We start from the raw sequence: 23,950 nt of genomic DNA on the forward strand, positions 1-23,950 counted from the left end.
TCGAGGCGGAGGGTCAGTCTCGCTCGCCGGTCCGACCGTCGTCGTCGCGGACGCGTTCGACGGCTTCGCTCGCGAGTCTGGCGAACGACGCGGTCCCGGGGACGAGGTCGACCTCGACACCCCGCGTCAGCGCCGTCTCGCGAGTCGGCTCGCCGATGGCCCCGACGACCGCGTCGTTCAGCCCCGCAACGGCGTCCGCGCGGACGTCGCGCTCGGCCGCCGCGTCGAGGAAGTGCTCGACGGTGAGCGAGGAGGTGAAGAGCGCGGCGTCGAGGTCGCCCGTCGCGGCGAGGGTCGCGGACTCGCCCGCTTCCTCGGGACGGACGAGTTCGTACAGCACCGTCTCGTGCACGTCGGCCCCGGCGTCGGCGAGGCCGTCGGTCAGTACGTCGCTGCCGTGGTCGCTGCGTGCGACCTCGACGCGCTTTCCGGCGACGCGGTCGGCCAGGGTGTCGACGAGACCGCGCGAGGAGAACTCCTCGGGTACCACGTCCACGGCGTAGTCGCGGTCGCGGAGCACGGCCGCGGTCGAGTCGCCGATGGCGCAGACGACCGCGTCGCCCGGGTCCCACCCGGCCTCGTCGGCGAGTTCCACGCCGGTCTTGCTCGTCAGGACGACGAAGTCGGCCGGCTCCGGACTGCGGCCCGTCGGTCGCACTTCGAGCATCGGGTCGGCGACCGGGTCGGCCCCGAGCGATTCGAGGCGGTCGACGGCCGCCCGGAGACGCTCGTCGTCCGGGCGGAAGACGGCGACGCGCGGGCGGTCGTCCGGCGTCGTCCCCGTCGTCTCGTCCGATGTCGCGTCCCCGGACATCACTCCTCCCGCTTGGCTTCGGTGGGGTCGCTGCGCGCCGCCTCGACGAGGTCGCGCGCTCCGCGGTCGGCGAGTTCCTCGGCGACCCGTTTCGCGCCCTCGACGTGGCTCTCGACCGCCACGTCGCGCTTGATGCTCACGACCTCGTCACCCTCCTCGCTGAACACCTGCGCCTCGACGTGGACGTTCTCGCCCTGGATGACCGCGTGGACGCCGACCGGCGCGACGCAACCGCCGTTCAGCACCGCGAGGACGGTGCGCTCGACCGTCGTCTCGACCCGGGTCCGGGGGTGGTCGAGCACCGCGTTCACGTCCGTGGCGAGTTCGCCGTCCAGCATCGCCACCGCGAGCGCGCCCTGGCCCGGTGCCGGGACGAACTCGCTGGTCGAGAGCGGTTCGTAGTCGACGTGGTGGGCGAGGCCGCTACGCTGGAGGCCCGCCTCCGCGAGCACGATGCCGTCGTACTCCGTCTCGACGTCGCGTTCGAGCGCCCGGCGCTCTATCTCGTCCAGGTTCTCGAACCACTCCTCGACGGTGTGCTCGTAGGGGAACTCGTAGTCGTCGTCGCCGGCGTGGCCCTTGCGTTCTTTCTCCTCCTCGGTCCGGCGCTCGTGTTCGCGCTGGAGCGTCGGCGCGAGGAGCTTCTCGACGCGCGTGTCGACGTTCCCGCGCAGCGGTTCGACGGTGAGGTCCGGCCGCTGGTTCAGCAACTGGGCCTTCCGCCGGAGGCTGGACGTGCCGACGGTCGCACCCGATGGAAGTTCGTCGAGCGCGATGCCCTCGGGCGTCACGAGCACGTCCCGGGGGCTCGCGCGCTCGGGCACCGCCGCCGCGACCAGTTCGTCGGGCTGCTCGGTCGGCATGTCCTTCATCGAGTGGATGGCACCGTCGAGCTCCCCGTCGAGCACCTTCCGGTCCAGGCTGCGGACGAACGCCCCCGTCTTGCCCAACTCCGTGATGAGCGCGTCGTCCAGCTGGTCGCCGGTGGTCTCGACCTCGACCAGTTCGACCTCGAATCGGCGGTCCTCCAGCGCCGCCTTCACCTCGCCCGCCTGCCGGAGCGCGAGGTCGGACCCTCGCGTCGCCAGCCGGATCTCTGTCCCGCGTCTGCTCATGTTCGACCCTGCGCACTGCACGGTGAAACCCCCTTCGACACCTCGCCGGGGAGAGAGCCGCCGGACGGCGGCGAGAAGAGGACGAACGGTCGCGCCGGACGCGGGTCACGGCACGCCGAGGTGCTCGTGACGCCGTTCGAGGTAGTAGACCGCGAACGGGACGCTGGCGGCGAACCCGGCGATGATGGCCATCGAGAGGTCGACGAGGAGGAGTCCTACGGCGCCGCCGACCAGCCAGCCGCCGAGCGCGAGCAGGGCGTAGCTGCCGCCCGGCGGCTCCCACTCGACGGCGGCCCGGTCGATGGCGTGGCTGTCCTGGAACACCGCCAGCGGGAAGATGGCCGTGAGCGCGACGAAGGGGACGCCGACCGCGACCAGCGAGATGACGGCCGCGTTGCTGATAGGGTCGTCGCCGAAGCCCGGGCCGTCGAGCAGTCCCGGCTCCAGCGAGATGGCGAGCGCGACCCAGGCCACCGTCACGAGCCAGAAGGCGAACACGGTCGGAATCGCGGCGATCCAGTACCACCAGCGCGAGCCGACGCGGTCACCTTCGAGTCTCGGGCGCTGCATTCGTTCGTCGTTGGGACCGGGGCGTGAAACGCGTATCGCTCCTACGGGACGCCGACGTGCTCGTGGCGCTGCCAGAGGTAGTAGAGCGCGAGCGGGACGGCCAGCGTGAACCCCGTCGCCACCGCGCTGACCGCCGCGACGAGCGCGTAGAGGATGCTGTCGGGCTGCCATCCTACTCCGGCGCGGTTGACCGCCTCCGCGTCGAGGTAGATGGCGACGGGAAAGAGCACGAGCATCGCGGTGACGAGCAGGCCGACGAACAGCGCGACGAAGACGGCGACGATGGCGACCGGGCCGAAGAGAAACGGTTCGCCGCCGCCGAGACCGACGCTGAACAGCGCCAGTCCGAAGAACCAGATGCCGAGTATCCACGTGACGACGAACACGAGCGGCGTCGCCGCGACGACGTACCACCAGCGCGAGTCGACCGTCGGGACGTCCTGCGTCGTGGCGGGTTCCGTAGCCATACCGACCAGTTGTCGCCGAGCGAAGATAAGTGTCCGCGACGACCGGACCGTGCGCAGGAAAGGGCGCATCCGGAGGATTTAACCAAATCGCAGGGCGTCTTCTACGTGATATGGCGAAAGTAAGCGTAGTCGGTGCAGCCGGCACCGTCGGGGCCGCCGCAGGGTACAACATCGCGCTCCGGGACATCGCCGACGAACTCGTCTTCGTCGACATCCCGGACAAGGAGGAAGACACCATCGGGCAGGCCGCCGACACGAACCACGGCGCTGCGTACGACTCGAACACGACCGTCCGGCAGGGAACCTACGAGGACACCGCCGGCTCGGACGTCGTCGTCATCACGGCCGGCATCCCGCGCCAGCCCGGCCAGACGCGAATCGACCTCGCGGGCGACAACGCGCCCATCATGGAAGACATCGGCTCCTCGATAGCCGAACACAACGACGACTTCGTCACCATCACCACCTCGAACCCGGTCGACCTGCTGAACCGCCACCTCTACGAGTCCGGCGACCGCGACCGCGGGAAGGTCATCGGCTTCGGCGGCCGCCTCGACAGCGCGCGGTTCCGCTACGTGCTCAGCCAGCGCTACGACGTGCCGGTCCAGAACGTCGACGCCACCATCCTCGGCGAACACGGCGACGCGCAGGTCCCCGTGTTCTCGAAGGTCCGCATCAACGGCAAGGACCCCGAGTTCAGCGACGACGAGAAGGGCGAGATTCTGGACGAACTCAAACAGTCCGCGATGAACGTCATCGAGAAGAAGGGCGCGACCCAGTGGGGTCCCGCGACCGGCGTCGGCCACATGGTCGAGGCCGTCCTGCGCGACACCGGCGAAGTGCTTCCAGGCTCGGTCCTGCTCGACGGCGAGTACGGCCACGAGGACGTCGCTCTCGGCGTCCCCATCAAGCTCGGCAGTGACGGCGTCGACGAGATAGTCGAGTGGAACCTCACCGAGTTCGAGCGCGAACAGCTCGGCGAGGCCGCCGACAAGCTCGCGGAGCAGTACGAGAAGATCGAGTGAGAACTCGTCCGGGCGTCTCCGACGGCCGTCGGTCGTCTCCTTTCTCGCCGCCGGGACGCCGGTAGCGTCGTTTCCCGAGCCGGGACCGTCACGCCCGGTCCGCCGACCCGTCGCACGTCGACCTATCGGCCACGCTCCAGCCGCGAACCGATCTTCTCCGGCAACCCGACCTCGCGCACCTCCCGCTGGACCGCCTCGACGTCGTACTCGACGCGGCGCTCGTCGACGGAGCCGTCGTCCAGGTCGAGGACGGCGTACGCGGCCCGGGGGTCGCCGTCCCGGGGCTGGCCGACGCTGCCGGGGTTCATGACGATACCCTCGTCGTACACCTCGTGGTGCTGGACGTGCGTGTGGCCCATGACGAGGACGTCCTCGTCGTCCAGGAGGTCCGGGGCGAACTCCTCGGGGTAGGTGTAGTGGTCCGGGTCGTCGGGGTGGCCGTGGACGACCCTGACGCGACCGTCGAAGAGCCGGAGGCTGTCGGGACGGTCGGCCAGCCACTCGCGCTGGTCGTCGGAGAGTTCCTCGCTGGCGTACTCGACGCCCGCGCGGGCCATGCTGTTGAACCGGAACGCCGTTCCCGAGGCGACCGCCCGGTCGTGGTTGCCCATCACGCTCGGCACGTCCCGGCGACGGACGGTTTCGAGACACTCGGCGGGCCAGGGGTTGTATCCGACGACGTCGCCCGCGTTCACCATCGCGTCCACGTCCGGCATGTCCGCGAGGACGGCGTCGAGCGCGACCCTGTTCGCGTGAACGTCCGAGAGAACGCCGACTTTCATGCCCCGCCCTACGGGCGCGTCCGTCTTAGTTCCCGTTCTCCAGCGCGCGTTCGAAACCGTCGTCCGTTCGCGCGACGCCGACGGCACAGACCGCGTGCTCGAAGTCGAGGTCGTACGCCTCCCGGGCCGCGTCGGCGGCGCTCTCGGCCCCGAACGCGAACGCCTCCGGTTCGTCCTTCTCGTACGTAGCGACGAGCGTCGGCTCGTCGACCCGTTCGACGAGCAGGGCGTCCCGGCGCACGACGCCGACGTACGCCTCCTCGCCGACGGTGCCCGCGACGCGCGGCGTGTCGTAGTCGTCTTTCTCGTAGTCCAGCGCGAGCAGCGTCTCGGCCAGCGCGTCCCGCGCCGGATAGCCGAGTTCGAGCTTCTCGGCGATCGGATCGACGTGCGAACCGTTGCCCAGCACGGCCGTCTCACCGCCGTCGGGGCGGTCGACGCACCGGAGGCAGTTGTACGCGATGTAGGGGTTGTCCGTCTCCGGGGCGTCCTCGGTCGGCGCGACAGTGACCGTCCCGTCGCGCTCGACGACTTTTCGATTCGGGAACGACCGCGAGGAGACGCGGTACGCACCCACTTCCGGACCGACGACCACGAACCGTCCGACGTACATACACGGACGTGCTAACTTCTTAGGCAAGTAGGTGTCGATTTGTGCATCAGCATGGGGTTCTCTTGGGCGAGCAATGTCGGTCCGACACGGACAGATTCGGCTCTAAATCAATCAACCATGACAGCTCTGATATCATTACTCCGTTTGAAGCCGTCTCGAACAGCCAAAGTTGGATTGGAGAGTTCTACGGCGCTTATAGAGGATCATATTCGACCGAAACCTCCGCAAGTAGCGTCGGTATGAGATTAGAAATCGGAGCTAGGTAGAGCGGAATCCTTGCACTACCTGGGCAGTGCTGGTGAGGGAGGGAAGGCCGTGATGTAGATAGGTAAGGATGAGACTACAAAAACACGAGTAGCAGGAATGGTGGAGAGTACGTGTTGAATGGTGGTAGAGCTGGTGCTGTTCGTGTCCAAGCGTTCGGTGGTCGAGTGCGCTGTCAACGTAAATATCTCAAAAACACGCGTTGTGTAGGGGTATGAGTATCGTTGAGAGGCTACTGACTTGTTCGTAACACCAAGCGGAGTCGTGATTACGTACCAATCATCCAGCTGACGTAAATACCATTCGAGTGAGTTTTCGTTCGTCTCGTCGGTTCCGGTGTTCTCTAGTGGGCATATCGTACTTCGAGACGAAATTTCTCGCAATCTCTCCCGGACTCTAGCACACTGTAATCGCAAGATAGAGCCCGATTATGAACGTTCGCTAGCGGTATTTCATGTGGAGAGACCCATTACTTTCACGTCCCTTTTTTGGCGCAGCGAGCGTTTTTCGAGGGTTAGAGGTGTTCTCAGCCTCGAACGTCGAATACCGACCTACTCTCGTACGCATCCTGTTTTCGTTCCTCACTCTCGTATCTGCGCCAGCGACCCCACTTCTTGCGGGCGTAAGGAGGAGTTATGAATCGGAGCCAGTCTCTTAGAGTCCATTCCTGAGCCTTCTGGCCGTGGAGAAGCCGTGAATCCGATTATGAAAGAGAGCGCTCTGGGGAGTTTTTGTGCGCCCTGATGGGTGGGGCGCACACCTCGTCGTGCATTCCATCAACATGACAACTGAATTTGAGTGTATCAGTTCGCTTCGCGAGGCCGCAGTTGAATTAGATGAGTCGCCGACGAAAGCACAGTACGAACAACTAGGATTGACGCCTGCTGCATCAACCATCGGTCGTGTGTTCAACGGGTGGAATCGGGCGAAGGAAGCAGCAGGATTGGAGACATACCGGTCAACCGGGTCACGAGTACAGCCGAAACCCGAGGCGGTTGAGCTGCCGGACGACCGGACGTGGGAGGAGCTCAGCGCGAATCAGCGCTGGCACTACAAGCATAGTGACCAGAACTGCAAGCAGACACTTGATAGACGACGGGCGAACAGAGCGTGGGTGCACAGGTACAAGCAATCGAGTAGTGGCTGTGCTCGCTGTAATGAAACTGATCCCGCTTGTCTCGACTTTCACCATCTGAATGAGGACGAAAAGGAAATGGCGGTCGGGAAAATGGTCACGTACGGCTATAGCAAGAGCCAACTCGAAGAAGAGATCAAGAAGTGCCTCATTCTCTGTGCGAACTGCCATCGGAAAGAACACTCCTCACCCCTGGATACCGTTGACCCACGACCGTATCCCACTGACGAGAAGTGCATAGAATGAGTTATCGGGTATTGGGTAAGGATATCATGTCTCGGTGAAATTGGCCATAGTAGCGGTTTTACCTTCCTCTCATCAACGGGACTCCGAAACACTCAAATGCAGAACTGTGCTAAGGTTGGATGCCGAGACGGCGAAAGCTGTTGGAGGCAAACATGTCAGTCCCATGGGGTAGCGGCCAATCCTGAAGCCTTCTGGGGGCTTCGACCCAGGTTCGAATCCTGGTGGGACTATTCTCCTCGTTCTACGACCGCCGACGAGAGGACTCCATTCTCGAACCGCCGTCGAGTTCGGAACACCACCGGAGACCTTCCAGCGAGAGCGACAATCGTCCATCGTTTTCCGGCCGTAGCACGTCACTGTTCCGTGTATGTCAAAGATGCACGTCGTCGGAGCGCAGGGGAACACCCTCGCTACCTGTCACGGGTTCGACCAGACGGAACAGGGTCTCGTCATCAAGGACAAGGACGGCGAGAAGACCGGCTTCTTCCCGCTCGGCGAGTTCCAGTGCGTCGTTCCCGTCGCGAGCAGGCGGTCCTCGAAGAAACCGGCGAAGTAACGTTTCGTCGCGGAACGCTCCGCCGTCCCCGAGTTCACCCCCTTCGTTTCAGGTGGAGTTACTGGCCGCTCGCGTCGGTTCGGTCGCCGGTCTCGGCGTCGTCGAGTTCGCCCAGCGCCCGCTCGTCGTTGTACTCCTCCGAACCGCCGGCCTCGCCGGTCACCTCGTTGTACACCGCCTCACGGGCCTCGTCGGCCGACTCGAACCGCTCGTCGACGAGGCGGTCGAAGACGCTCCCCAGCGACTCCGTCTCGTTCGCCAGGTCGAGGCGCTGGTCGCCGTACTCGGCGGCGAGTTCCTCGCTGGACGCGGGGTACTTGTGCTCGCCGAGCATCTCGCCGGCCTGACCGAGCGTCTCCTCGACGCGCTCGGTGCGCTCGTGCTGGCGTTCGACCGCACGGTCCTGTGCCCTGTCGGCGTTCGGTTCGTCCCCGGACATACCCGACAGTTGACGCGGCGACCGGAAAGGGGTAGCGGCCACGGTGGTGAGGCCCCTCGGTTACTTCTCCACGTCGAGCAGGGCGACTCGCTCGCGGACGAGCTCCGAGAGGTCGGCGTCGGTGGCGGCCAGCTCGGCGTCCGTCACGGCGAAGAACTCCCGGACGCGGTCGCGGTCGACGCCGTCCGGACCGAGGGTCTCCGCGGGCGTCAGGCAGTCCGCGACCGCCGTCGCCGCCGCATCTTCGTCGCCCGCTTCGCCGTCGACGACGACGACGACCCGGTGTTCGCCCTCGCCGACGCCCATCTCCAGCGCCTGGTTTATCTGGCGACGGCCGGCGGCGTACAGCAGTATCTCGATCGATCGGTCGCGAGCGACGTTCTCGCCGCGCTCGAACGCCCGGTTCGCGTGTTCGACCGCCGCTTCCAGGTGGTCCCGGCCCGCCACGTAGCGGGCGTCGAACGCCTGGACCGCACAGTCGTGGTCCGCTCCGATCGCGCCGAGGCGGTCGAGAAACGCGTCCACGTCGTCGACGGCCGCGACGCCTTCGACCGTCCTCATCCGAAGTCACCGAGGCTCTGCTGGTCGCTTCGCTCGTCGGTCGCGCCACCGGCGTCGTCGCCGTCGGCGGCGTTCGTGACTGCCTCGGCGGTGCTCTCGTCCGCCTCCACGTCGTCGAGCGACGGGTCCTGGTGGCCGACGTTCTCCAGTATCTTCTCGGCGGTCTTCTTCCGCCCCCGGAGCGCGCCGAGCACGACGGACGCGTCCGCGTTCCGGAGGTCGGCGCGCGACTCGATGCCCGCAGCGTAGAGCCGTCGTGCCCGCTTGCGGCCGACGTTCCGCACGCCTGCGAGGTCGAGCAGTTCCTCCCGGACGCCGTACTCGACGCGCTTTCGCGCCTCGCGGATGCCGGTCGTCACCTCGCCCGGGATCTCCTCGCTCTCGTCGCGCTGCAGTTCCGCGGCGAGTCGCTCGGCGGCGTTGAGAAGCCACTCCGCTGTCTCGACCTTGCCGCGGATGTCGCCCGGTCCGACGCCGTAGCGGTCGGTGATGCGGTCCTCGTCGAGTTCGCTCGCCCAGTCCTCCAGCAGGCGGGCGGTCTTCAGCGCCGAGAGCCAGTCCTCGAAGGCGCCGTCCTCGAACTCCGAGGGCATCGACCCGAGGAACTCCGTCTCGCGCTCGTAGGCGAGTTCCGTGTACTCCTCGCGGTCGCCGGAGCGCAGGTAGAGTTCGTACATGTCCGGCGTGCGGGCGACGAGGTGGAACAGACCCATGGCGGTCGGCCGGCCGTCCGCGTCCCGCAGGCCGTCGATGATCTCGGCGGCGCTCATGGGGTCCAGGTAGAGCTGCGAGACGCGGTGGCCGAGTCCGGTCGCTTTCAGGCGGTCGTCGCGTTCGAGGAACTCGTTGCGTTCGAGATAGTCGAGGACGTGGCTCGTCACGTCCTCCAGGCGGCCCGTCTCGTCGGTCTGGGTCGCGTACAGGGTGCGTTCGAGGAACTCCAGCAGTTCGTCCTCGGTGCTGGCGAACCCGGAGGCGACGGTGGCGAGGATGTGCGTCCGGAGCGCGGGTTCGGCGGCGAGCTTCGAGCGCACCGGCTCGGGGTCGGCCCAGACGTACTGGTCGAACAGCTCCTGGAGCTCCTCGTGGTTCTTGGCGATGAGGACCGCCTCGCCGTAGGGGTCCAGCCCGGGGCGGCCGGCGCGCCCGAACATCTGGTGAACTTCGAGCACGTCGAGCGGAGCCATCCCGCCGACGTCGCCGTCGTAGCGTCGCCAGTCCCGGACGATGACCCGCCTGCTGGGTGTGTTGACCCCTGCAGCCAGAGTCGGGGTCGCGCTGATGACCTTCACGAGGCGGTCGCGGAACGCCTCCTCGACGAGCGCGCGGTGGTCGCTGGCGAGTCCGGCGTGGTGGAAGGCCGCGCCCTCGGCGACGGCGTCCGCGAGGTCGTCGCTGGTCTCCGTGTCACTCACGTCCCGTATCTCGGCGGCGACGTCGGCGAGTTCGTCGCGCTCCTCGGGGGTGAGGAACTCGCCCGTCACGTCGGCGAGGCGCTTCGCGGCGGCCTCGGCGTTGCGCCGGGAGTTGACGAACACGAGGGAGGAGCCGTCGTCCTCCAGGGTGTCCCGGACGAGCGCGGCGGTCTCCTTCTCGTTGCCCCGCTGTAGCTCCTGCTCGGTGCCGTCGTCGAAATGTAGCGCCTGCCCGTAGAGGACGCCCTTCCGGAGGTCGATCGGCCGCCACGAGGAGTCGACGAGCGTGGCGTCGAGCCAGTCCGCTATCTCGTCGGCGTTCCCGACCGTCGCCGAGAGCGCGACCGTCTGGAGGTCGTCGTTGATGCGCCGGAGCTTCGCCAGCGTCACTTCCAGCGTGGGGCCGCGGTTCGGGTCGTCGACGAGGTGGACCTCGTCGGCGACGACGCAGGAGAGGTCGTCGACCCACTGCGCGCCGTTGCGCACGAGCGAGTCGACCTTCTCGCTGGTCGCGACGATGACGTCTTTCTCCGCGAGCCAGTCGCCGTCGCTGTCGTAGTTCCCGGTCGAGACGCCGACGGAGACGCCGAACTGTTCGAGTTCCTCGAACTCGGCCTTCTTCTCGCTGGCCAGCGCCCGGAGCGGGACGATGTACAGCGCCTTGCCGCCGCGAGCGACGCTCGAGAGCATCGCCAGTTCCGCGATGAGCGTCTTCCCGCTGGCGGTCGGCACGCTGGCGACGACGCTCTCGCCGTCGGTGATGCCGGCCTCGACCGCCTCCGCCTGCGGCGGGTAGAGTTCCTCGATGCCCTGCGATTCGAGGTGTTCGGGGACGCCCTCCGGGAGGCCGGAGAGGTCGGCGGACTTCACCCGCGCTCACCTCGCGGCCGCGACGAGATTCGAGTCATTACCCGCGTTTGGCCCGTCTTCCGGTTTAAACTGTCGGGTCGGGCGTCTGGAACGAGAATCGGCGTCTCCGTCAGCACTATCACAGCCCCAACCCCACCTTCAGGTATGCGAATCGAGTTCGACCGCGACACCTGCACAGGGATGTTCCAGTGCACCGCCGAGTGGGAGGCGTTCGAGGAGAACCGCGACGACGGCAAGGCCGACCTGCGGGACAGCGAGGAAGAAGAGGAGGACGTGTTCGTCCGGGAGATTCCGGAGGACGCCGAGTTCGACGCGAAGATGGCCGCCCGCGTCTGCCCCGTGGACGCCATCCGCGTGTACGACGACGACGGCGAACAGATCGTTCCCTGACCTCCTGTCGTCGCCGCTTCCGTTTCCAATTCGTCTCGCCTCCGCTCAGTCCCAGAACCGGTCGAGACCGAGCGAGAGCATGTCGGGGCTCACGGGCTGGAACTCCTCGCGTTCCGTCTCCGGGAAGAACTCCCGGACGCTGTCCCAGCTATCGCGAGCGTAGCGGCTGTCGACCAGCACGCGGACGCCCTCCTCGTCGGGACCGCGGATGACCCGCCCGAGCGCCTGCCTGGCCTTCCGGACCGCGGGGACGGTGAGCGCGTAGGTGAACCCGTCGCCGAAGACGCGGTCGTAGGCCGTCCGGACCGCCTTCGTCCGGGGACTCGACGTGTTGATTATCGGGACGCCACAGACGACGGCGGCGCGGAGGCGGTCGCCGCGATAGTCGACCCCCTCGGTCAGGGTGCCGCGGAGGCTGGTGACCAGCACCTTCGACTCCCCGGCGAAGAAGTCGTCTTTCAGGGCCTCGGTCGCCTCGTCCGCGCTGCTCTCGTCCAGCAGGACCGGCTTGTCGACGACCGCCCGCAGCGTTTCGGCGGCCCACTCGGCCTCGGCGTAGTTCGGCATCCCGACGAGCACGTTGCCGGGCGAGCGCGCGACGTCGCGGATGGCGTCCGCGTACAGCTGTCGGGTCCGGGTCTCGTCCCCGGGCCGTCCGCGGTTGTCGTAGGTGAACTTCGGCGCGTCGACCGCGAAGCTCTCCCGGTTCTCCTCGGGGAAGTTGAGGCCGTAGGTCCGCTCGACGACGGGGCGGCCCTCCTCGTGGAGGTGGGTGAGACCGGAGACCTCCTCGAACACGTCGAGCGGTGCGAGCGTCGCGCTCATCAGGACGCCGCCGCCGAACTCCGCGAGTTGTTCGCCGATGGCGTCGCTGGGGACGCAGTTCTGCATCGCGAGCCGTGCGTTGTACGCCCGCCGCCAGGAGTCGTCAGGCTCCGCGTCGTTCCACGTGCGTTCGAGTTCTATCTCCCGGAAGTAGTGCTCGTGGTCGTTGCGGTACCACTCGCCGAGCACGCGACCCGCCGCGGGTGCAGCCCGCTCTTTCTCGACCGACTCGCCCTCGTCGGCCTCGGCCTCGTTCAGGATTCGCGCGACGACCGCACCGACCGGCTCCGCGCGCGCCCACGTGCCGCCGTCGTACCCCTCGCGGTCGGCCCACTCGGAGATAGCGTCCGGCTGGGGCTCGGTCGGGTCCCGGAGCGGAATCTCGGCGTCCGGCAGGTCCGCGAGGTTCGCCTTCCAGCCGCGGTGTTCGCGTTCGAGGTAGGCGGTGACTCGCCGGTCGAGTTCCTCTCGGAGGTCCCGGAGGAAGTTCCTGACCTCCTTCAGTTCGCGGAGCGTGACGCCGGCCTCTTCGAGTTCGGCGCGCACGAGGTCGGCGTCGGCGGTGGTGGACTTCGCGTCGCGGTCGTCGAACTCCACGGGCTGGATGACCCGCGTGAGTTCCGCCTCGGCGTCCCGCAGGGTGGCGTCGCCGACCGACTCGCTGACGAGGTCCCGGACTCGCGGTTCGAGCATGTGCGCCTCGTCGCAGACGACGAACGTCTCCTCGTCCAGCAGCGCGCCGGTGAACGAGGCGGTCGTCGTCGGGTCGAACGCGTGGTAGTAGTTGCCCACGACGACCTCGACGTCGGCGAGGAGCGCGCCCATCATCGAGTGCGGACAGGTGCCGTGCTGGACCGAGAGGGAGACGAGGTCGTCCGGTTCGACGAGTCCCACGTCGTCGAACTCGAAGGGGACGGCCTCGACGGGGTCGCCGTCCTCCGGCAGGTCCTCCAGGAACTGGGCGTAGAAAGGGCAGTACTCCGTATCGTCGTACTCGGGCATCTCCGGCGGGTAGGGCGTCGGTTCACCGGCCGTCTCCAGGTAGGTCGCGCCGCCACCGCGGCCGGAGTCGGCGAGCCCGGTCTGCTGGCTCCGGGCGCGCGAGGCGAGGTTCCCCCCGGTGGTCGAGCCACCGTCGCCGACGAGGTCGCGGGTGCGCTCGCGCAGGCCCTCGCAGCGCTCGTAGACGTTCCCCTCGTCGATGCCTCCTGCGTTCTCGCGGTTGTAGGGACAGACGTCGGCCTTGCCGACCAGCGTCAGTCCCGAGACGGGCTTCCAGTCGTCCGGCAGGCCGGCGTTGATGGTCCGCAGGTCCTCCTCGAACTGGCGGAGCTGCTGTTTGACGCTCGTCAGGACGAGCACGCGCTCGTAGTCGCTGTCCGGGTCGCGCACGAGGTCGATGCCCGCCGTGAGCGCGAGCATGGTCTTGCCAGTGCCGCAGGCACCCTCGACGACGGTGAATCCGTCGTCGCGGGCGGTGTCGATAGCCGTCTCGATACCGTCGACCTGCTCGTCGTACGGCTCCTCGTGACCGAAAACGTCCCGCCAGTCCGACATCGTTCGTTACTGAGCCTCCGGTTGCTTAGGGTTGTTGAACTGGACTGGTTCCGTGATGATACTTGAATGCGAGGGTCGTCGGAGGGCAGGTCGCCCGCCGAACTCCGACCGAGGTTCTCCGGGCGAGACACAACGCATTTAGCCCGTCCCGTCAATACGCGAATCTGATGACGTCCGCCCTGCTCTCCGGTATCGCAGACACGACGCTTCCCGTGGCCTTGCTCGCGCTCTCGCTCGTCGGGGCCGCAATTCTCTCGTTCGCCCCGGACACGCGGGCGGCCAGACAGTTCGTCGAGGACTACGGCCTGCTCCTCCTCGTCGGGGCCGTCGCCGGCGGTGCAATCGTCGGCGTCACCCTCTTTCTCGTCGGCGACAAGTCGCTGGCGAAGGAGTGGCTGGACCAGTACGGCCTGCTCGCGCTCTTCTTCATCCTCATCCTGGAGGGTGCGATGCTGCTGTACTTCGCGCCGAGCGAGAGCCTCGTCCCCATCGGCGTCACCGTTCTCCCGGCGTCGGCCCACGACTACGACGCCATCGCCGCGGTCATCCTCGTCGCCGTCGTCGGCGCGACCGTCGGTCAGTACGCCCTCTTCCTGCTGGCGAAACGCGGCGGCCGGGAGTACCTGCTCGACAAGCCCTGGTTCCGCGTCAGCGAGTCCTCGCTGGACCGCTTCGAGGGCTGGTTCCAGCGCTGGGGCCGCGTCGTCGTTCCGGTGAGCAACGCCCTGCTCTTCACGCGCGGGATGCTCACCGTCCCCGCGGGCTTCGCGGAGATGCGCGACTGGGAGTTCATCGTCCTCTCCGCACTCGGGACGCTGCTGTTCCAGGGGTGGCTCGCGGCGGTGACGCTGTACGTCTCCCAGAACGACCTGCTCGGATTCCTTCCCTTCTGACACGGACGGGACCGGAACCGCTGGACGTGCCTGGGACGGTCGACGACGCCGGAGGATTCGACACGTCGCTTTCGACATTGTTCCGGAACGCCGATAGGATGCTTTTTCACGCGAGGACGCGTCTCTCGGCGTCAAATCTAACCTGTCCGAGTACGTAGTGGAACTGCGCTCGCGTGTCCGTCAATCGCGTGCCATGCCATGAACGTCACGCGAGCGCATCCGTATTCGGACCGTCAGTTCCACCCTTATCGGAACGCCGTGTCGTTACTGTCCGGACTGTCCAGTCGAAACCGGACCGTCTCCTGGCCCTCGAAGCGCGGTCCGTTGCCGGCGCGTTCGAAGTCGTTCGCCCGGGCCGCCGACATCGTCTCGTCCTCGTCTTCTGGCACCAGCAGTTCGACGGTCATCGCCTCGCTGGCGGCGAACCGGACCGGTTCGTCGAGCAGGCGTTCGCAGGCCGCCCGAGAGCCGTAGAGGTGGGTGACGTGAACCGCGTCTTTCCGGGCGTCGAATCCGACGAAGCCGACGATGTCGTCGTCGATCTCTGCGACGCGGACCGACCGGTCGTGGACGACGTTCGCCATGACCTCGCTGGGAACGCCTGCGAGGTCGGCCAGTCGACCGCCGTCGGACTCGACCGCATCGCGGACGCGCATGGGTGGGGGTTCTTCACGCGCGGAGTTAATGGTGGCGGGGAAACGGTCGTTCTATTTACAAAAATCGGCTTCCGGGAAGGGTTTTGTGACGGCGTCACCACGGTCCGGTATGGAACGACTCCGAGGTCCCCCGTCCCGTCGGCGAGACGGCGGCGAGCAGATTAAACGTTCACGACGCAGAGGTAACGAACGATGGAATCACCGACCGTAGTCGCCGTCTGCGGGAGCAGGCGAGACGGTAGCTACACGCGAGCCGCCCTGAGACACGTTCTCGACGCCGCGGAGGAGGCCGGTGCGCGGACCGAACTGCTCGACGTTCGCGAGTACGACCTCCCCGTGTTCGACCCCGACGAGGAGGAACCGCCCGAGGCGGTCGAACTCAAGCGCAAGATACGGGAGGCCGATTCGGTCGTCCTCGGCAGTCCGGTCTACCACGGTTCGTACTCCTCGGCATTCCGGAACGTCCACGACTACTGCAGGTTCGACGAGTACGAGGACACCACCGTCGGCCTGCTCGCGACGGCCGGCGGCGGGTCGTACGCGAGCACCCTCGACCACATGCGCATCACGGTCCGGGGCGTCCACGGCTGGGTGCTGCCCCACCAGGTCGGCATCCGGAACGCCTCCGAGAAGTTCGAGGACGGCCAGTTCGTCGACGACGACCTGGAAGAGCGCACGCGGAAACTCGGCCGGCAGGCTGTCCAGTACGCCGGCATCAACCCCGACGTGACCGGAACCGGAGCCGACGAAGCCGCGGCCGACGACTGAGTCGTCCGCCGACGCGCTACTCGACCAGTCGCTCCTTCTCGCGGCGGCGGAGCTGTTTTATCTCGTACTCCCTGGACATCGCGGCCGAGCGCGTCTCGAACCGTTCGGCGTGGACCAGTTCGACCGGGGTACGGCCACGGGTGTACTTGGCTCCCTCGCCGGCGTCGTGCTCGGCGACCCTCCGTTCGACGTCCGTCGTGTATCCGGTATAAAAGCTGCCGTCACTGCATTGGACGACGTACACCCAGTGGTCGGTCACGTCTGACAGGCTTCGCGTGGTTGGACTTTTCCCTGTCGCTTCCGCCACGATCGACGATGCTTACTGGGCCCGCTGGCGTGCTACTTCGGCGATACCCGCGTTCGCCGAGCAAGCCGGGCAGGCGTGGACGCGACCCATCTCGTCTCCGAAGACGCGCACGAATCGGTCGGAGACGTGCGCGCCGCAGTGTTTGCAGTTTGCCATTGTGGTAGCCGGCGGTGGCACCGCCAGCGGTCGTACTTGGTCGCACTCCAGTAAAAATCCTTTCCAGATTCTCACCCAAATTCCCTTATCGGCAAAATAGTTTTCTCTACTCCCATCTATTATGGTGACTTAGCTCGTTCAGTTGGGAGAGTCGGAAGAAGATATCTCCGATTGCGAAACTGCCTGCCTGCCACCCCTTCGTTTCAACTGGAGATTTCGGGGCGTGAGCCGAGAATCGCGTGCGAATCGTCGAGAAGCGCACCGAATCAGTTCGACGTCCAGTCCTTCTCGCCGGCGCGGACCACGACGTCGAGCCAGTTTTCCTCCGGCGGAAGCGGGCAGGAGAACGCCTCGCTGAACGCACAGAACGGCGTGTACGCGAGGTTGAAGTCGACCGGTATCTCGTCGCCGTCGGACAGGTCGCCCTCGGGGTGGAGTTCGAGGTAACGACCGTTCTCGTAGGACTGCTGGCCGGTCGTCTTGTCGCGGAACGGGACGAACAGCGACTCCTGGTCCTCGCGGCCGTACATGGCCAGCGTGCACTCCTCGCCGTCGATGTCGAACCGCAGCGTCGCTTCCCGGAGGTACCGCTGGGGCGGTCCCCCCGTCGTCTCCATCTCGACCGGTTCGGGGTCGTCGTGGGTCTCGACCGTCGCCGTCACGCGGTAGTCGGGGTCCGGGTCGAAGTACGGCAACCCCGAGAACTCCTCGCGGTCCTCCGGCGGAATCGGCGACTGTGGGTGTTCGTCGAAGAACTCGTCTTTCTCGGCGCGGTGCGCTTCGAGTTCCTCGCGCCAGGCGTCCACGTCGAACTCCGTCCGCTCGCCGGCGTCGTTCGCGTCGGTGGTCACGACCGTCGCTTCGGCGTCCGGCCGGGTAACGGTTCCGCTGTCGGTGTCCGAACCGGTTCCGTCCCGAGAGAACCGGCCGTGGCGTCGGTGACGGTGGCGTGAAACGGCGGAGTGGGTCGCCGGGAGCGATGCGGTTTTGGGGCCGCCACCGGTAGTTCGAGCATGGACCTCACCGACCGCCCCCGACGCCTGCGACGGGACGGCGTGCGCGAACTGGTCAGCGAGACGAGCCTGGAAGCGAACGACCTCGTCGCGCCCGTGTTCGTGGACGCGACGACCGACGAGCGAGTCGCCATCCCGTCGATGCCCGGACACGAGCGCGTCCCCCTCGACGAGAGCGTCGCCCGCGTCGAGGAGGTGCTCGACACCGGCGTCGAGACGGTGATGCTGTTCGGCATCCCCGAGTCGAAAGACGCCGAGGGGAGTCGCGCGTGGGCCGAGGACGGCGTCGTCCAGGAGGCGACGCGCCGGATTACGAGTGAGACGGCGGCGACGGTCGTCACCGACGTCTGTCTCTGCGAGTACACCGACCACGGCCACTGCGGGCTCGTGGAGCAGGACGCCGCCGAGAATCCCGACCTCACCGTCCGCAACGACGAGACGCTGGACCTCCTCCGGAAGATAGCGGTCTCCCACGCCGAGGCGGGTGCGGACGTGGTCGCGCCGAGCGGGATGATGGACGGCATGGTCGGGGCCATCCGGGAGGCGCTCGACGACGCCGGCTTCCGCGACGTGCCCATCATGAGCTACGCGGCGAAGTACGAGTCGGCGTTCTACGGGCCGTTCCGCGACGCGGCGGACGGTGCGCCCGCGTTCGGCGACCGCCGCCACTACCAGATGGACCCGGCCAACGCCCGCGAGGCGATACGGGAGGTCGCGCTCGACGTCGAGCAGGGCGCGGACCTGCTGATGGTCAAGCCCGCGCTCTCGTACCTCGACGTGGTGTCGTCGGTCGACCGGAACTTCGACCTCCCCGTCGCGGCGTACAACGTCTCCGGCGAGTACGCGATGCTGCACGCCGCCAGCGACAGGGGATGGCTCGACCTCGAAGCGACCGCCCTGGAGTCGCTCCTGTCCATCAAACGCGCCGGGGCGGACGTCATCGTGACGTACTTCGCCGAGGACGTGGCGGCGAAACTGTAGACCGGTCGTAACCGACCGGCGCTCGTCCGGTTCGATAGCCGAGTCGGCCGGGGGAGTCCGCGAATCGGACGTTTCCGTTGCCGTCGACGAGTTCGAAGCTCTCCGTTCTCGACGGGTCCGGAGCGAGCGCGCGACGGAGGGTGGAGACGTCTCCCCCACGAACGCTCGCCGCGCCCCCTCCACGTTCGTCCAGAAGTAGACCCTACGAGCGGGCCACTTCTGTACGGTTTACGACCTTATATTCCTCCTATCCGCTTATAAACCGGACGTGCGTCCGCCTGAGTACAGAATAATTCGATTTTGTCAACGATTAACCTTATGAAGGTGTGTACTGTTCGGTTGAACCGTGACTCGAAGCACGAACTTCGAAGAATACTCGATAATCGTGGACAGTCGTCCAGACGACTTCGTCGTCGTTCCGGAGGGCGGAAGCGACGCGGAGGACGCCGACGAACCGTCGGTCTCCGAAACGGCGTCGGAGGGCGAAGCATGGTGAGCGACCTCGCCGTCCTGGCGCAGGGCGTCAACCTCCTGTGGGTGCTGGTGGCGACCTTCCTCATCTTCTTCATGCACGCCGGGTTCGCCATGCTGGAGGCGGGCCAGGTGCGCTCGAAGAACGTCGCCAACCAGTTGACGAAGAACCTGCTCACCTGGAGCGTCGGCGTCGTCGCCTTCTTCCTCGTCGGTGCGGCGCTGTCGAACGTCGTCGGCCACCTCACCGGCGCCGGCGGGCAGTGGTCCGTGGCGGGCGAGGTCACGGGCGTGCTCGCCCCGACGAGCGTCAACGACTGGGTGTCGTGGCTGTTCGGCGCGGTGTTCGCCATGACCGCGGCGACCATCGTCAGCGGGGCCGTCGCCGGGCGGTGCAAGCTCCGGACCTACGTGAGCTACACCGTCCTGCTCGCGGGGGTCATCTACCCGGTCGTCGTCGGGTTCACGTGGGCCGGCGGCGTCCTCGCGACCATCGGCTTCCACGACTTCGCGGGCGGCATGGTCGTCCACGGCATGGGCGGCATCGCCGGCCTCACCGCGGCGTGGGTCGTCGGCCCGCGCCTCGGCCGGTTCGACGAGGACGGCAGCGCGAACGTCATCCCCGGCCACTCGCTGCCGTTCGCCGTCCTCGGGACGCTCATCCTGGCGTTCGGCTGGTACGGCTTCAACGTCGGCACCGCCGCGACCGTGTTCGCCGCCGAATCGGGGTCGCTCTCGCTGGCCGCGTTCGAGACCGTCGGTCGCGTCGCGCTCGTGACGACGCTGGGGATGGCCGCGGGCGCCATCGGCGCGGCCGCGGTGTCCATCCACCGCACCGACAAGGTCGACACACTCTACGTCGCCAACGGCCTGCTCGCCGGTCTCGTCGGCATCACCGGCATCGCGGACGACATCGTCTGGCCGGGAGCGGTCGCGGTCGGCCTGCTCGCCGGCGCGCAACTCCCCGTCGTCTTCACGTTCGTCGAGAAACGTCTGAAGGTCGACGACGTCTGTGCGATCTTTCCCGTCCACGGCTCCGCGGGCGTGCTCGGCGCACTCGCCTATCCGTTCGTCGCCGTCGGCACCTGGGAGAGCTTCGCCGTCGCCGAGGTCCTCTCCGGCCTCGCGGTGCAGGCGACCGGCGTCGTCGTCATCGCCCTCTGGACCGTGACCGCCACGGGAGTCGTGTTCGGCGTCGCCCGCACGCTCGGCCAGGCGCGGGTCACGGCCGAACACGAACGCGAGGGCCTCGACGTCGCCGAGCACGGCGTCGACACCTACCCCGAGTTCGGCGTCGACCGCCCAGCCGACGTGGTCACCGACGGCGGCCGTCCCGAAAGCGAGATACGGATGGTGACGGCCATCGTGCGCCCGGACCGCCTGACCGACGTGAAGCGGGCGCTCGCCGACGTCGGCGCGCCCAGCCTCACCGTGACGAACGTGAGCGGGCGCGGCAGCCAGCCGGCCAAGCGCGGTCAGTGGCGCGGCGAGAAGTACGTCGTCGACCTCCACCAGAAGGTCAAGGTCGAGTGCGTCGTCGCCGACGTCCCCGCCGAGGACGTGATAGCGGCCGTGCGCGAGGCCGCCAGCACGGGCGAACCCGGCGACGGCAAGATATTCGTCCAGCCGGTCAACGACGCCTGTCAGGTCCGGACCGGCAAGCGCGGCCCAGAAGCGGTCTGAGGCTGCTTTCCCATTTCCGACGAATCCTCCCGTTTCCGACGCCTCACCCGTTCGAGCGCCAGTGGACGTTCGGTCGGTTGTCGCGTACGCGACGGACGTGAGCGAGTCAGAACGCGACATCGCAGCCCCAATCAGCTCGGAACTGGAAAGCCGGGTCGACCGGGCGAGAGAGTGGCTCCTGCTCGACGGGAACCGACTGGTCGTCGGGCTCCTCCCGCTCTCGATTCTCTTCTCGTACATCCTCCGGACCGCGACGGTCACCGAACGCACGGCGGCCGCGATACCGTTCACGACTCCGGAACAGGAACAGTAGCTATCCGAGCGTCTTCTCGGCCCACTTGACCGCGTAGTCGACGCCGTGGTCGCGGTACGCCCCGGTGTCCAGCGCCGTGAAGGGGGCGGGCGGTTCGACGCCGTGCTTGATGCCGCTGCAGGCGAGTTCGGCGGCGTCGGCGAAGTCCGTCTCGCCCCGGGAGACCTCCCCGGTTACGCCCTCGATTCTCGGTTCGATACGCTCGCCGGCGTCCGCCCACGCGGCGAACAGCTCCGGGCGGTCGCCCTCCCAGCCGGCGAACACCTCCCGGGTGTGTAGTCCCTTGTAAGCGTCGAACAGCGCGGCCGCGAGCTGGTAGGTGCTCCCCGCGTCGAGCGGGACCGCGGCGGCGAACTCCGGATACCGGTCCTCGAAGAAGCCGAGGAACTGTTCGGGCAGCGCCAGGCCGACTTCGACGAGCGCCTCCGCGACGAGGAAGTCGACGAACGGCTCGGGCGACCCCTCGACGCGGGGTTTCACGAAGACGACCGGCGGCGCCGTCTGGCGGGTCCAGGCGACGCTGCCGTCGCCCGGCATGCCGACGACGAGGTCCGACCCCGCGAAGCGCCGGAGGAGTTCCGGCGCGTCCTCGGGCAACCACGTCTCGGGACAGGAGAACGGCCGGAGCTCGTCCGTCAGCAGCGCGAGGTCGTCGCGGGCCGCGACGGGCAGCGTCTCGAAGTCGCGCTCGCAGTCGAGGACGAGCGCGTCGGGCGCGTGCTCGTCGCGGACCGCAGCGACCTCGTCGGGGTAGTCGCGTTCGCCGAACATCAGGCGAGGAGCCAGAGGTTCGCCATGACGGCGACGACGAGCAGCGCGGTCAGCGCGATGGTTCCGACGGTGATTTTCGTTGCCGTACTCATACCTCCGGATTCCCGCCGCTCTCGTTTAAAATCTGCGTATCCCCGCAACGGCGGTCCGCGTATTCCCGCGACGGCGGCGTCGGACTACCGGCTCCGCGGTCAGTCCGCGCCGGTGCGAGAGCCCACGTCCGACTCGCGGGCGATCCGCTTCCACTCGCCGGTCCAGAACCGGAAGGTGTTGACGCCCGCACGGAGGTACATGTCGCCGAGGATGGCGGCGTAGACGGCAACGAGGCCGAGTCCCATCCCGGGCGCGAACGACCAGTTGCCGAGCGAGAAGACCGCGACCCCGGCCGGGAGCGCGAGGAAGGCGACGGGAAGCTTGTAGAGATAAGTTCCGATGAACGTGCCGTACAGCGGCCACTTCGTATCGCCCGCGCCGCGCAGGCCGCCCCGCATCGTCCGCGAGACGCTGAACGCGCCGACGCCGAGTCCGAACACCCTGACGAACTCGACGGTCAGGTCCAGCACCTCGGCGCTGGTGCCGAACCCCTCGGCGATGGGCCGGGCGGCGACGATGAGAACGACCGCGAGCAGCAGTTGCGTGGCCAGCGCGATGCGTAGCGTCTGCCAGCCGTAGGCGTCGGCCTCCTCCTCGTCGCCCGCGCCGATGCTCTGGCCGACCAGCGTGCTGGAGGCGGTCGAGTACCCCCACGCCGGCATCATCGCGAGCAGCATCACCCGGCGGCCGATGGCGTACGCCGCGACGACGCCCGTCCCGAGCGAACCCAGGACGAACAGGAACGGGAACCGACCGAACGTCCGCGAGAGACGCGTCCCGGCCAGCGGCAGGCCGACGCGGACGATTTCGCGGGCGATGGCGGTGTCCCACTGCTTGCCGCCGAGACGCAACTGCACGGAGAAGCGACCCGACAGCAACGCGACCATGAAGATGGCCGCCGCGAGCGTGTTCGCCACCGCGGTCCCCCACGCGGCACCGGCGACGCCCATCGACTCGATGGGGCCGACGCCGAAGATGAGCACGGCGTTCAGCGCGATGTTCGTGGGGAGGGTAAGCAGACGGACGTACATCGGCGTCCGGGTGTCACCGCTGCCCGCGAGCGCCCGCGCGGCGATCATGCTCCAGAAGCGGAACGAGACGGAGAGCATGATTATCTCGAGGTAGGTCGCGCCCTTCTCGACGACCGCCGGTTCGTCCGTCAGGACGCGTATCATCGGTTCGGCGTACAGCCACGTCGCCACCGTGATGGGGACGGCGAGGAGCAGGGCGAGCCACAGCGACTGCTTGATGGCGAAGTCGGCTCTCGCGTGCTGGTCGGCTCCCTTGAAGCGCGAGACGACGCTGATGGTCCCGCTCGTCAGCGCCAGCGCGAGTCCGAACGGGACGAAGAAGTACTGGAACCCGAACTCCAGACCCGCGACGGCGGTGGGACCGAGCGCCACGCTCACCATGAAGAAGTCCGCGACGCGCAGCAGCGTCCGCATCCCGCCCGTGACCATCACCGGGATGGCGAGGTCGAACGCCTCCTCGCCCTTCTCGCGGTCGAGCAGTCCGAGGCGGGCGAGGGCGGCCGGGAAGAGAAAGAGCACCCGCTGGATTCGGTTCCTGACGCCGCGTAACATCTGTTCGGGGTTTGTGAGCGAAAGTAAAGGTTCTTCGCAATGACGCCGGACGTTGCCGGAAGTAGGCCCTTCGTTTCGGGTCGAGGCCGTCTTCGCGGTCGACGCTCGAAACGACTCCGGCGCGAGCGGACGACCGGTCGATTACTCCTTCTCGCCGGAGACGTCGATGACGTACTTCGAGATTCGGTTCCAGTCCGCCTCCTGGAAGTAGACGTTGAAGTCCCACTTGCCGCCCGGCGAGAGCGAATCGATCTCGTCCGTCTCGCTCTCGTCGATGAACTCGTTGAACGCCTCACCCTTGTCGTCGTACAGGGTCACTTCCGCTTCGACTTCCGAGTACGGCTCGTTGCCGGTGTTCTTTACGACGCCGTAGACGCCAGCGCCGTTCTCGGTCCGGTACAGGCGGGTTTGGGTGACCTTGAGCGTCTTCTTCTCGTTTATCTCCTCGACGACGTTCCAGAAGTCCTCGTCGCCGTCCTTGCTCTCGTTGTTCGTCGTCTGGTTGTCCCCGCCGTTCGTGGTGGTGCCACCGTTGCCGCTGGCGTTACCGTTTCCGTCGTTCCCCATGCAGCCTGCGATCGAAAGCGTTCCTGCCGCAATACCCGTGGTCTTGATGAA

The 23,950-nt window shown here is 67.2% G+C and carries 27 protein-coding genes and 1 tRNA gene; 11 read left to right on the top strand and 17 right to left on the bottom strand.

Going from position 1 to position 23,950, the window contains the following annotated elements:
• Positions 1 to 13 precede the first annotated feature (13 nt).
• From ACTF4R_RS05445 to ACTF4R_RS05460, 4 genes are all read right to left on the bottom strand, one after another.
• On the bottom strand, positions 14 to 814 hold the full coding sequence (locus ACTF4R_RS05445) for a uroporphyrinogen-III synthase (RefSeq protein WP_440006883.1): 801 nt from the start codon (positions 812 to 814) through the stop codon (positions 14 to 16).
• Positions 814 to 1,929, bottom strand: a complete 1,116-nt coding sequence (gene hemC / locus ACTF4R_RS05450) for a hydroxymethylbilane synthase (RefSeq protein WP_440006885.1) — start codon at positions 1,927 to 1,929, stop codon at positions 814 to 816. The genes ACTF4R_RS05445 and hemC overlap by 1 nt, the downstream gene beginning before the upstream one ends.
• Positions 1,930 to 2,034: 105 nt before the next feature.
• Positions 2,035 to 2,499, bottom strand: a complete 465-nt coding sequence (locus tag ACTF4R_RS05455) for a hypothetical protein (RefSeq protein WP_433628860.1) — start codon at positions 2,497 to 2,499, stop codon at positions 2,035 to 2,037.
• A gap of 41 nt (positions 2,500 to 2,540) precedes the next feature.
• Positions 2,541 to 2,966, bottom strand: a complete 426-nt coding sequence (locus ACTF4R_RS05460; protein WP_440006887.1) for a hypothetical protein — start codon at positions 2,964 to 2,966, stop codon at positions 2,541 to 2,543.
• Between the two features lie 110 nt (positions 2,967 to 3,076).
• Here ACTF4R_RS05460 and mdh point away from each other — a divergent pair, with 110 nt between their 5' ends.
• A complete protein-coding gene (mdh, locus tag ACTF4R_RS05465) occupies positions 3,077 to 3,991 on the top strand; it encodes a malate dehydrogenase (RefSeq protein WP_440006889.1) in 915 nt (304 codons plus the stop codon).
• Between the two features lie 122 nt (positions 3,992 to 4,113).
• Here mdh and ACTF4R_RS05470 read toward each other — a convergent pair whose 3' ends face one another.
• Complete coding sequence (locus ACTF4R_RS05470; RefSeq protein ID WP_440006890.1) at positions 4,114 to 4,773, bottom strand: metallophosphoesterase family protein; 660 nt, start codon at positions 4,771 to 4,773, stop codon at positions 4,114 to 4,116.
• Positions 4,774 to 4,798: 25 nt separating this feature from the next.
• A complete protein-coding gene (locus ACTF4R_RS05475; RefSeq protein ID WP_440006892.1) occupies positions 4,799 to 5,386 on the bottom strand; it encodes an IMP cyclohydrolase in 588 nt (195 codons plus the stop codon).
• A gap of 1,045 nt (positions 5,387 to 6,431) precedes the next feature.
• Here ACTF4R_RS05475 and ACTF4R_RS05480 point away from each other — a divergent pair.
• The 3 genes from ACTF4R_RS05480 to ACTF4R_RS05490 all read left to right on the top strand — a co-directional run bounded on the left by ACTF4R_RS05480 (position 6,432) and on the right by ACTF4R_RS05490 (position 7,587).
• Positions 6,432 to 7,031, top strand: coding sequence for a homing endonuclease associated repeat-containing protein (locus ACTF4R_RS05480; RefSeq protein ID WP_440006894.1), 600 nt, complete (start codon positions 6,432 to 6,434; stop codon positions 7,029 to 7,031).
• 157 nt (positions 7,032 to 7,188) lie between these two features.
• Positions 7,189 to 7,261 (top strand) — tRNA-Gln (locus ACTF4R_RS05485).
• A gap of 137 nt (positions 7,262 to 7,398) precedes the next feature.
• On the top strand, positions 7,399 to 7,587 hold the full coding sequence (locus ACTF4R_RS05490) for a hypothetical protein (RefSeq protein WP_147253108.1): 189 nt from the start codon (positions 7,399 to 7,401) through the stop codon (positions 7,585 to 7,587).
• 58 nt (positions 7,588 to 7,645) lie between these two features.
• Here the strand turns inward: ACTF4R_RS05490 and ACTF4R_RS05495 are convergent, their stop codons facing one another.
• From ACTF4R_RS05495 to ACTF4R_RS05505, 3 genes are read right to left on the bottom strand one after another with little or no spacing between them, the layout of a single operon-like run.
• Positions 7,646 to 8,026, bottom strand: a complete 381-nt coding sequence (locus ACTF4R_RS05495; protein WP_440006897.1) for a DUF5789 family protein — start codon at positions 8,024 to 8,026, stop codon at positions 7,646 to 7,648.
• A 60-nt stretch (positions 8,027 to 8,086) separates the two neighbouring features.
• Positions 8,087 to 8,587: a KEOPS complex subunit Cgi121 gene (gene cgi121 / locus ACTF4R_RS05500; RefSeq protein WP_440006899.1), complete on the bottom strand. Its 501-nt coding sequence runs from the start codon at positions 8,585 to 8,587 to the stop codon at positions 8,087 to 8,089.
• A complete protein-coding gene (locus ACTF4R_RS05505; protein ID WP_440006900.1) occupies positions 8,584 to 10,872 on the bottom strand; it encodes an ATP-dependent DNA helicase in 2,289 nt (762 codons plus the stop codon). The genes cgi121 and ACTF4R_RS05505 overlap by 4 nt, the downstream gene beginning before the upstream one ends.
• A 144-nt stretch (positions 10,873 to 11,016) precedes the next feature.
• Here ACTF4R_RS05505 and ACTF4R_RS05510 point away from each other — a divergent pair, with 144 nt between their 5' ends.
• Positions 11,017 to 11,262: a ferredoxin gene (locus tag ACTF4R_RS05510; protein WP_440006902.1), complete on the top strand. Its 246-nt coding sequence runs from the start codon at positions 11,017 to 11,019 to the stop codon at positions 11,260 to 11,262.
• Positions 11,263 to 11,307: 45 nt separating this feature from the next.
• On the opposite strand, the gene ACTF4R_RS05515 is transcribed toward ACTF4R_RS05510, so the two are convergent.
• Positions 11,308 to 13,644 carry an ATP-dependent DNA helicase gene (locus ACTF4R_RS05515; protein WP_440006904.1) on the bottom strand — a complete coding sequence of 779 codons (2,337 nt, stop codon included), beginning with the start codon at positions 13,642 to 13,644 and terminating at the stop codon, positions 11,308 to 11,310.
• A gap of 167 nt (positions 13,645 to 13,811) precedes the next feature.
• Here ACTF4R_RS05515 and ACTF4R_RS05520 point away from each other — a divergent pair, with 167 nt between their 5' ends.
• Entirely contained in the window at positions 13,812 to 14,537 is a 726-nt protein-coding gene (locus ACTF4R_RS05520) for a DedA family protein (RefSeq protein ID WP_440006906.1), read from the top strand.
• Between the two features lie 245 nt (positions 14,538 to 14,782).
• Here the strand turns inward: ACTF4R_RS05520 and ACTF4R_RS05525 are convergent, their stop codons facing one another.
• Complete coding sequence (locus tag ACTF4R_RS05525; RefSeq protein WP_440006907.1) at positions 14,783 to 15,193, bottom strand: hypothetical protein; 411 nt, start codon at positions 15,191 to 15,193, stop codon at positions 14,783 to 14,785.
• 192 nt (positions 15,194 to 15,385) lie between these two features.
• On the opposite strand from ACTF4R_RS05525, the gene ACTF4R_RS05530 reads away from it, so the two are divergent.
• The gene (locus ACTF4R_RS05530) at positions 15,386 to 15,961 is read left to right on the top strand and encodes an NADPH-dependent FMN reductase (RefSeq protein ID WP_440006909.1); all 576 of its coding nucleotides are present in this window, start codon (positions 15,386 to 15,388) and stop codon (positions 15,959 to 15,961) included.
• A 16-nt stretch (positions 15,962 to 15,977) separates the two neighbouring features.
• On the opposite strand, the gene ACTF4R_RS05535 is transcribed toward ACTF4R_RS05530, so the two are convergent.
• The 3 genes from ACTF4R_RS05535 to ACTF4R_RS05545 all read right to left on the bottom strand — a co-directional run bounded on the left by ACTF4R_RS05535 (position 15,978) and on the right by ACTF4R_RS05545 (position 17,275).
• Positions 15,978 to 16,220, bottom strand: coding sequence for a GIY-YIG nuclease family protein (locus tag ACTF4R_RS05535; RefSeq protein ID WP_440006910.1), 243 nt, complete (start codon positions 16,218 to 16,220; stop codon positions 15,978 to 15,980).
• A gap of 60 nt (positions 16,221 to 16,280) precedes the next feature.
• Entirely contained in the window at positions 16,281 to 16,424 is a 144-nt protein-coding gene (locus tag ACTF4R_RS05540; protein ID WP_433628903.1) for a DUF7563 family protein, read from the bottom strand.
• A 266-nt stretch (positions 16,425 to 16,690) separates the two neighbouring features.
• Entirely contained in the window at positions 16,691 to 17,275 is a 585-nt protein-coding gene (locus tag ACTF4R_RS05545; RefSeq protein ID WP_440006912.1) for a DUF1684 domain-containing protein, read from the bottom strand.
• A gap of 162 nt (positions 17,276 to 17,437) precedes the next feature.
• Here ACTF4R_RS05545 and hemB point away from each other — a divergent pair, with 162 nt between their 5' ends.
• The 4 genes from hemB to ACTF4R_RS05565 all read left to right on the top strand — a co-directional run bounded on the left by hemB (position 17,438) and on the right by ACTF4R_RS05565 (position 20,885).
• A complete protein-coding gene (gene hemB, locus ACTF4R_RS05550; protein ID WP_440006914.1) occupies positions 17,438 to 18,418 on the top strand; it encodes a porphobilinogen synthase in 981 nt (326 codons plus the stop codon).
• Between the two features lie 346 nt (positions 18,419 to 18,764).
• The gene (locus tag ACTF4R_RS05555) at positions 18,765 to 18,914 is read left to right on the top strand and encodes a hypothetical protein (protein WP_440006916.1); all 150 of its coding nucleotides are present in this window, start codon (positions 18,765 to 18,767) and stop codon (positions 18,912 to 18,914) included.
• Positions 18,908 to 20,572, top strand: coding sequence for an ammonium transporter (locus ACTF4R_RS05560; protein WP_440006918.1), 1,665 nt, complete (start codon positions 18,908 to 18,910; stop codon positions 20,570 to 20,572). The genes ACTF4R_RS05555 and ACTF4R_RS05560 overlap by 7 nt, the downstream gene beginning before the upstream one ends.
• 97 nt (positions 20,573 to 20,669) lie before the next feature.
• Positions 20,670 to 20,885, top strand: coding sequence for a DUF7972 family membrane protein (locus tag ACTF4R_RS05565; RefSeq protein ID WP_440006920.1), 216 nt, complete (start codon positions 20,670 to 20,672; stop codon positions 20,883 to 20,885).
• Here ACTF4R_RS05565 and ACTF4R_RS05570 read toward each other — a convergent pair whose 3' ends face one another.
• The 3 genes from ACTF4R_RS05570 to ACTF4R_RS05580 all read right to left on the bottom strand — a co-directional run bounded on the left by ACTF4R_RS05570 (position 20,886) and on the right by ACTF4R_RS05580 (position 23,899).
• Complete coding sequence (locus ACTF4R_RS05570) at positions 20,886 to 21,656, bottom strand: DUF7089 family protein (protein WP_440006922.1); 771 nt, start codon at positions 21,654 to 21,656, stop codon at positions 20,886 to 20,888.
• 191 nt (positions 21,657 to 21,847) lie between these two features.
• Positions 21,848 to 23,332: an MATE family efflux transporter gene (locus ACTF4R_RS05575; protein WP_440006924.1), complete on the bottom strand. Its 1,485-nt coding sequence runs from the start codon at positions 23,330 to 23,332 to the stop codon at positions 21,848 to 21,850.
• A gap of 141 nt (positions 23,333 to 23,473) precedes the next feature.
• Entirely contained in the window at positions 23,474 to 23,899 is a 426-nt protein-coding gene (locus ACTF4R_RS05580) for an FxLYD domain-containing protein (RefSeq protein ID WP_440006926.1), read from the bottom strand.
• Positions 23,900 to 23,950 lie beyond the last annotated feature (51 nt).

The sequence above is a fragment of the Halomicrococcus pelagicus genome (assembly GCF_051917725.1).
Classification (GTDB): Archaea; Halobacteriota; Halobacteria; order Halobacteriales; family Haladaptataceae; genus Halomicrococcus.

Excerpts from the sequence above, each read along its gene's own strand:
- ACTF4R_RS05445 (WP_440006883.1), bottom strand. The coding sequence starts at position 814 with ATGTCCGGGGACGCGACATCGGACGAGACGACGGGGACGACGCCGGAC.
- hemC (WP_440006885.1), bottom strand. The coding sequence starts at position 1,929 with ATGAGCAGACGCGGGACAGAGATCCGGCTGGCGACGCGAGGGTCCGAC.
- ACTF4R_RS05455 (WP_433628860.1), bottom strand. The coding sequence starts at position 2,499 with ATGCAGCGCCCGAGACTCGAAGGTGACCGCGTCGGCTCGCGCTGGTGG.
- ACTF4R_RS05460 (WP_440006887.1), bottom strand. The coding sequence starts at position 2,966 with ATGGCTACGGAACCCGCCACGACGCAGGACGTCCCGACGGTCGACTCG.
- mdh (WP_440006889.1), top strand. The coding sequence starts at position 3,077 with ATGGCGAAAGTAAGCGTAGTCGGTGCAGCCGGCACCGTCGGGGCCGCC.
- ACTF4R_RS05470 (WP_440006890.1), bottom strand. The coding sequence starts at position 4,773 with ATGAAAGTCGGCGTTCTCTCGGACGTTCACGCGAACAGGGTCGCGCTC.
- ACTF4R_RS05475 (WP_440006892.1), bottom strand. The coding sequence starts at position 5,386 with ATGTACGTCGGACGGTTCGTGGTCGTCGGTCCGGAAGTGGGTGCGTAC.
- ACTF4R_RS05480 (WP_440006894.1), top strand. The coding sequence starts at position 6,432 with ATGACAACTGAATTTGAGTGTATCAGTTCGCTTCGCGAGGCCGCAGTT.
- ACTF4R_RS05490 (WP_147253108.1), top strand. The coding sequence starts at position 7,399 with ATGTCAAAGATGCACGTCGTCGGAGCGCAGGGGAACACCCTCGCTACC.
- ACTF4R_RS05495 (WP_440006897.1), bottom strand. The coding sequence starts at position 8,026 with ATGTCCGGGGACGAACCGAACGCCGACAGGGCACAGGACCGTGCGGTC.
- cgi121 (WP_440006899.1), bottom strand. The coding sequence starts at position 8,587 with ATGAGGACGGTCGAAGGCGTCGCGGCCGTCGACGACGTGGACGCGTTT.
- ACTF4R_RS05510 (WP_440006902.1), top strand. The coding sequence starts at position 11,017 with ATGCGAATCGAGTTCGACCGCGACACCTGCACAGGGATGTTCCAGTGC.
- ACTF4R_RS05515 (WP_440006904.1), bottom strand. The coding sequence starts at position 13,644 with ATGTCGGACTGGCGGGACGTTTTCGGTCACGAGGAGCCGTACGACGAG.
- ACTF4R_RS05520 (WP_440006906.1), top strand. The coding sequence starts at position 13,812 with ATGACGTCCGCCCTGCTCTCCGGTATCGCAGACACGACGCTTCCCGTG.
- ACTF4R_RS05525 (WP_440006907.1), bottom strand. The coding sequence starts at position 15,193 with ATGCGCGTCCGCGATGCGGTCGAGTCCGACGGCGGTCGACTGGCCGAC.
- ACTF4R_RS05530 (WP_440006909.1), top strand. The coding sequence starts at position 15,386 with ATGGAATCACCGACCGTAGTCGCCGTCTGCGGGAGCAGGCGAGACGGT.
- ACTF4R_RS05540 (WP_433628903.1), bottom strand. The coding sequence starts at position 16,424 with ATGGCAAACTGCAAACACTGCGGCGCGCACGTCTCCGACCGATTCGTG.
- hemB (WP_440006914.1), top strand. The coding sequence starts at position 17,438 with ATGGACCTCACCGACCGCCCCCGACGCCTGCGACGGGACGGCGTGCGC.
- ACTF4R_RS05560 (WP_440006918.1), top strand. The coding sequence starts at position 18,908 with ATGGTGAGCGACCTCGCCGTCCTGGCGCAGGGCGTCAACCTCCTGTGG.
- ACTF4R_RS05570 (WP_440006922.1), bottom strand. The coding sequence starts at position 21,656 with ATGTTCGGCGAACGCGACTACCCCGACGAGGTCGCTGCGGTCCGCGAC.
- ACTF4R_RS05575 (WP_440006924.1), bottom strand. The coding sequence starts at position 23,332 with ATGTTACGCGGCGTCAGGAACCGAATCCAGCGGGTGCTCTTTCTCTTC.
- ACTF4R_RS05580 (WP_440006926.1), bottom strand. The coding sequence starts at position 23,899 with ATGGGGAACGACGGAAACGGTAACGCCAGCGGCAACGGTGGCACCACC.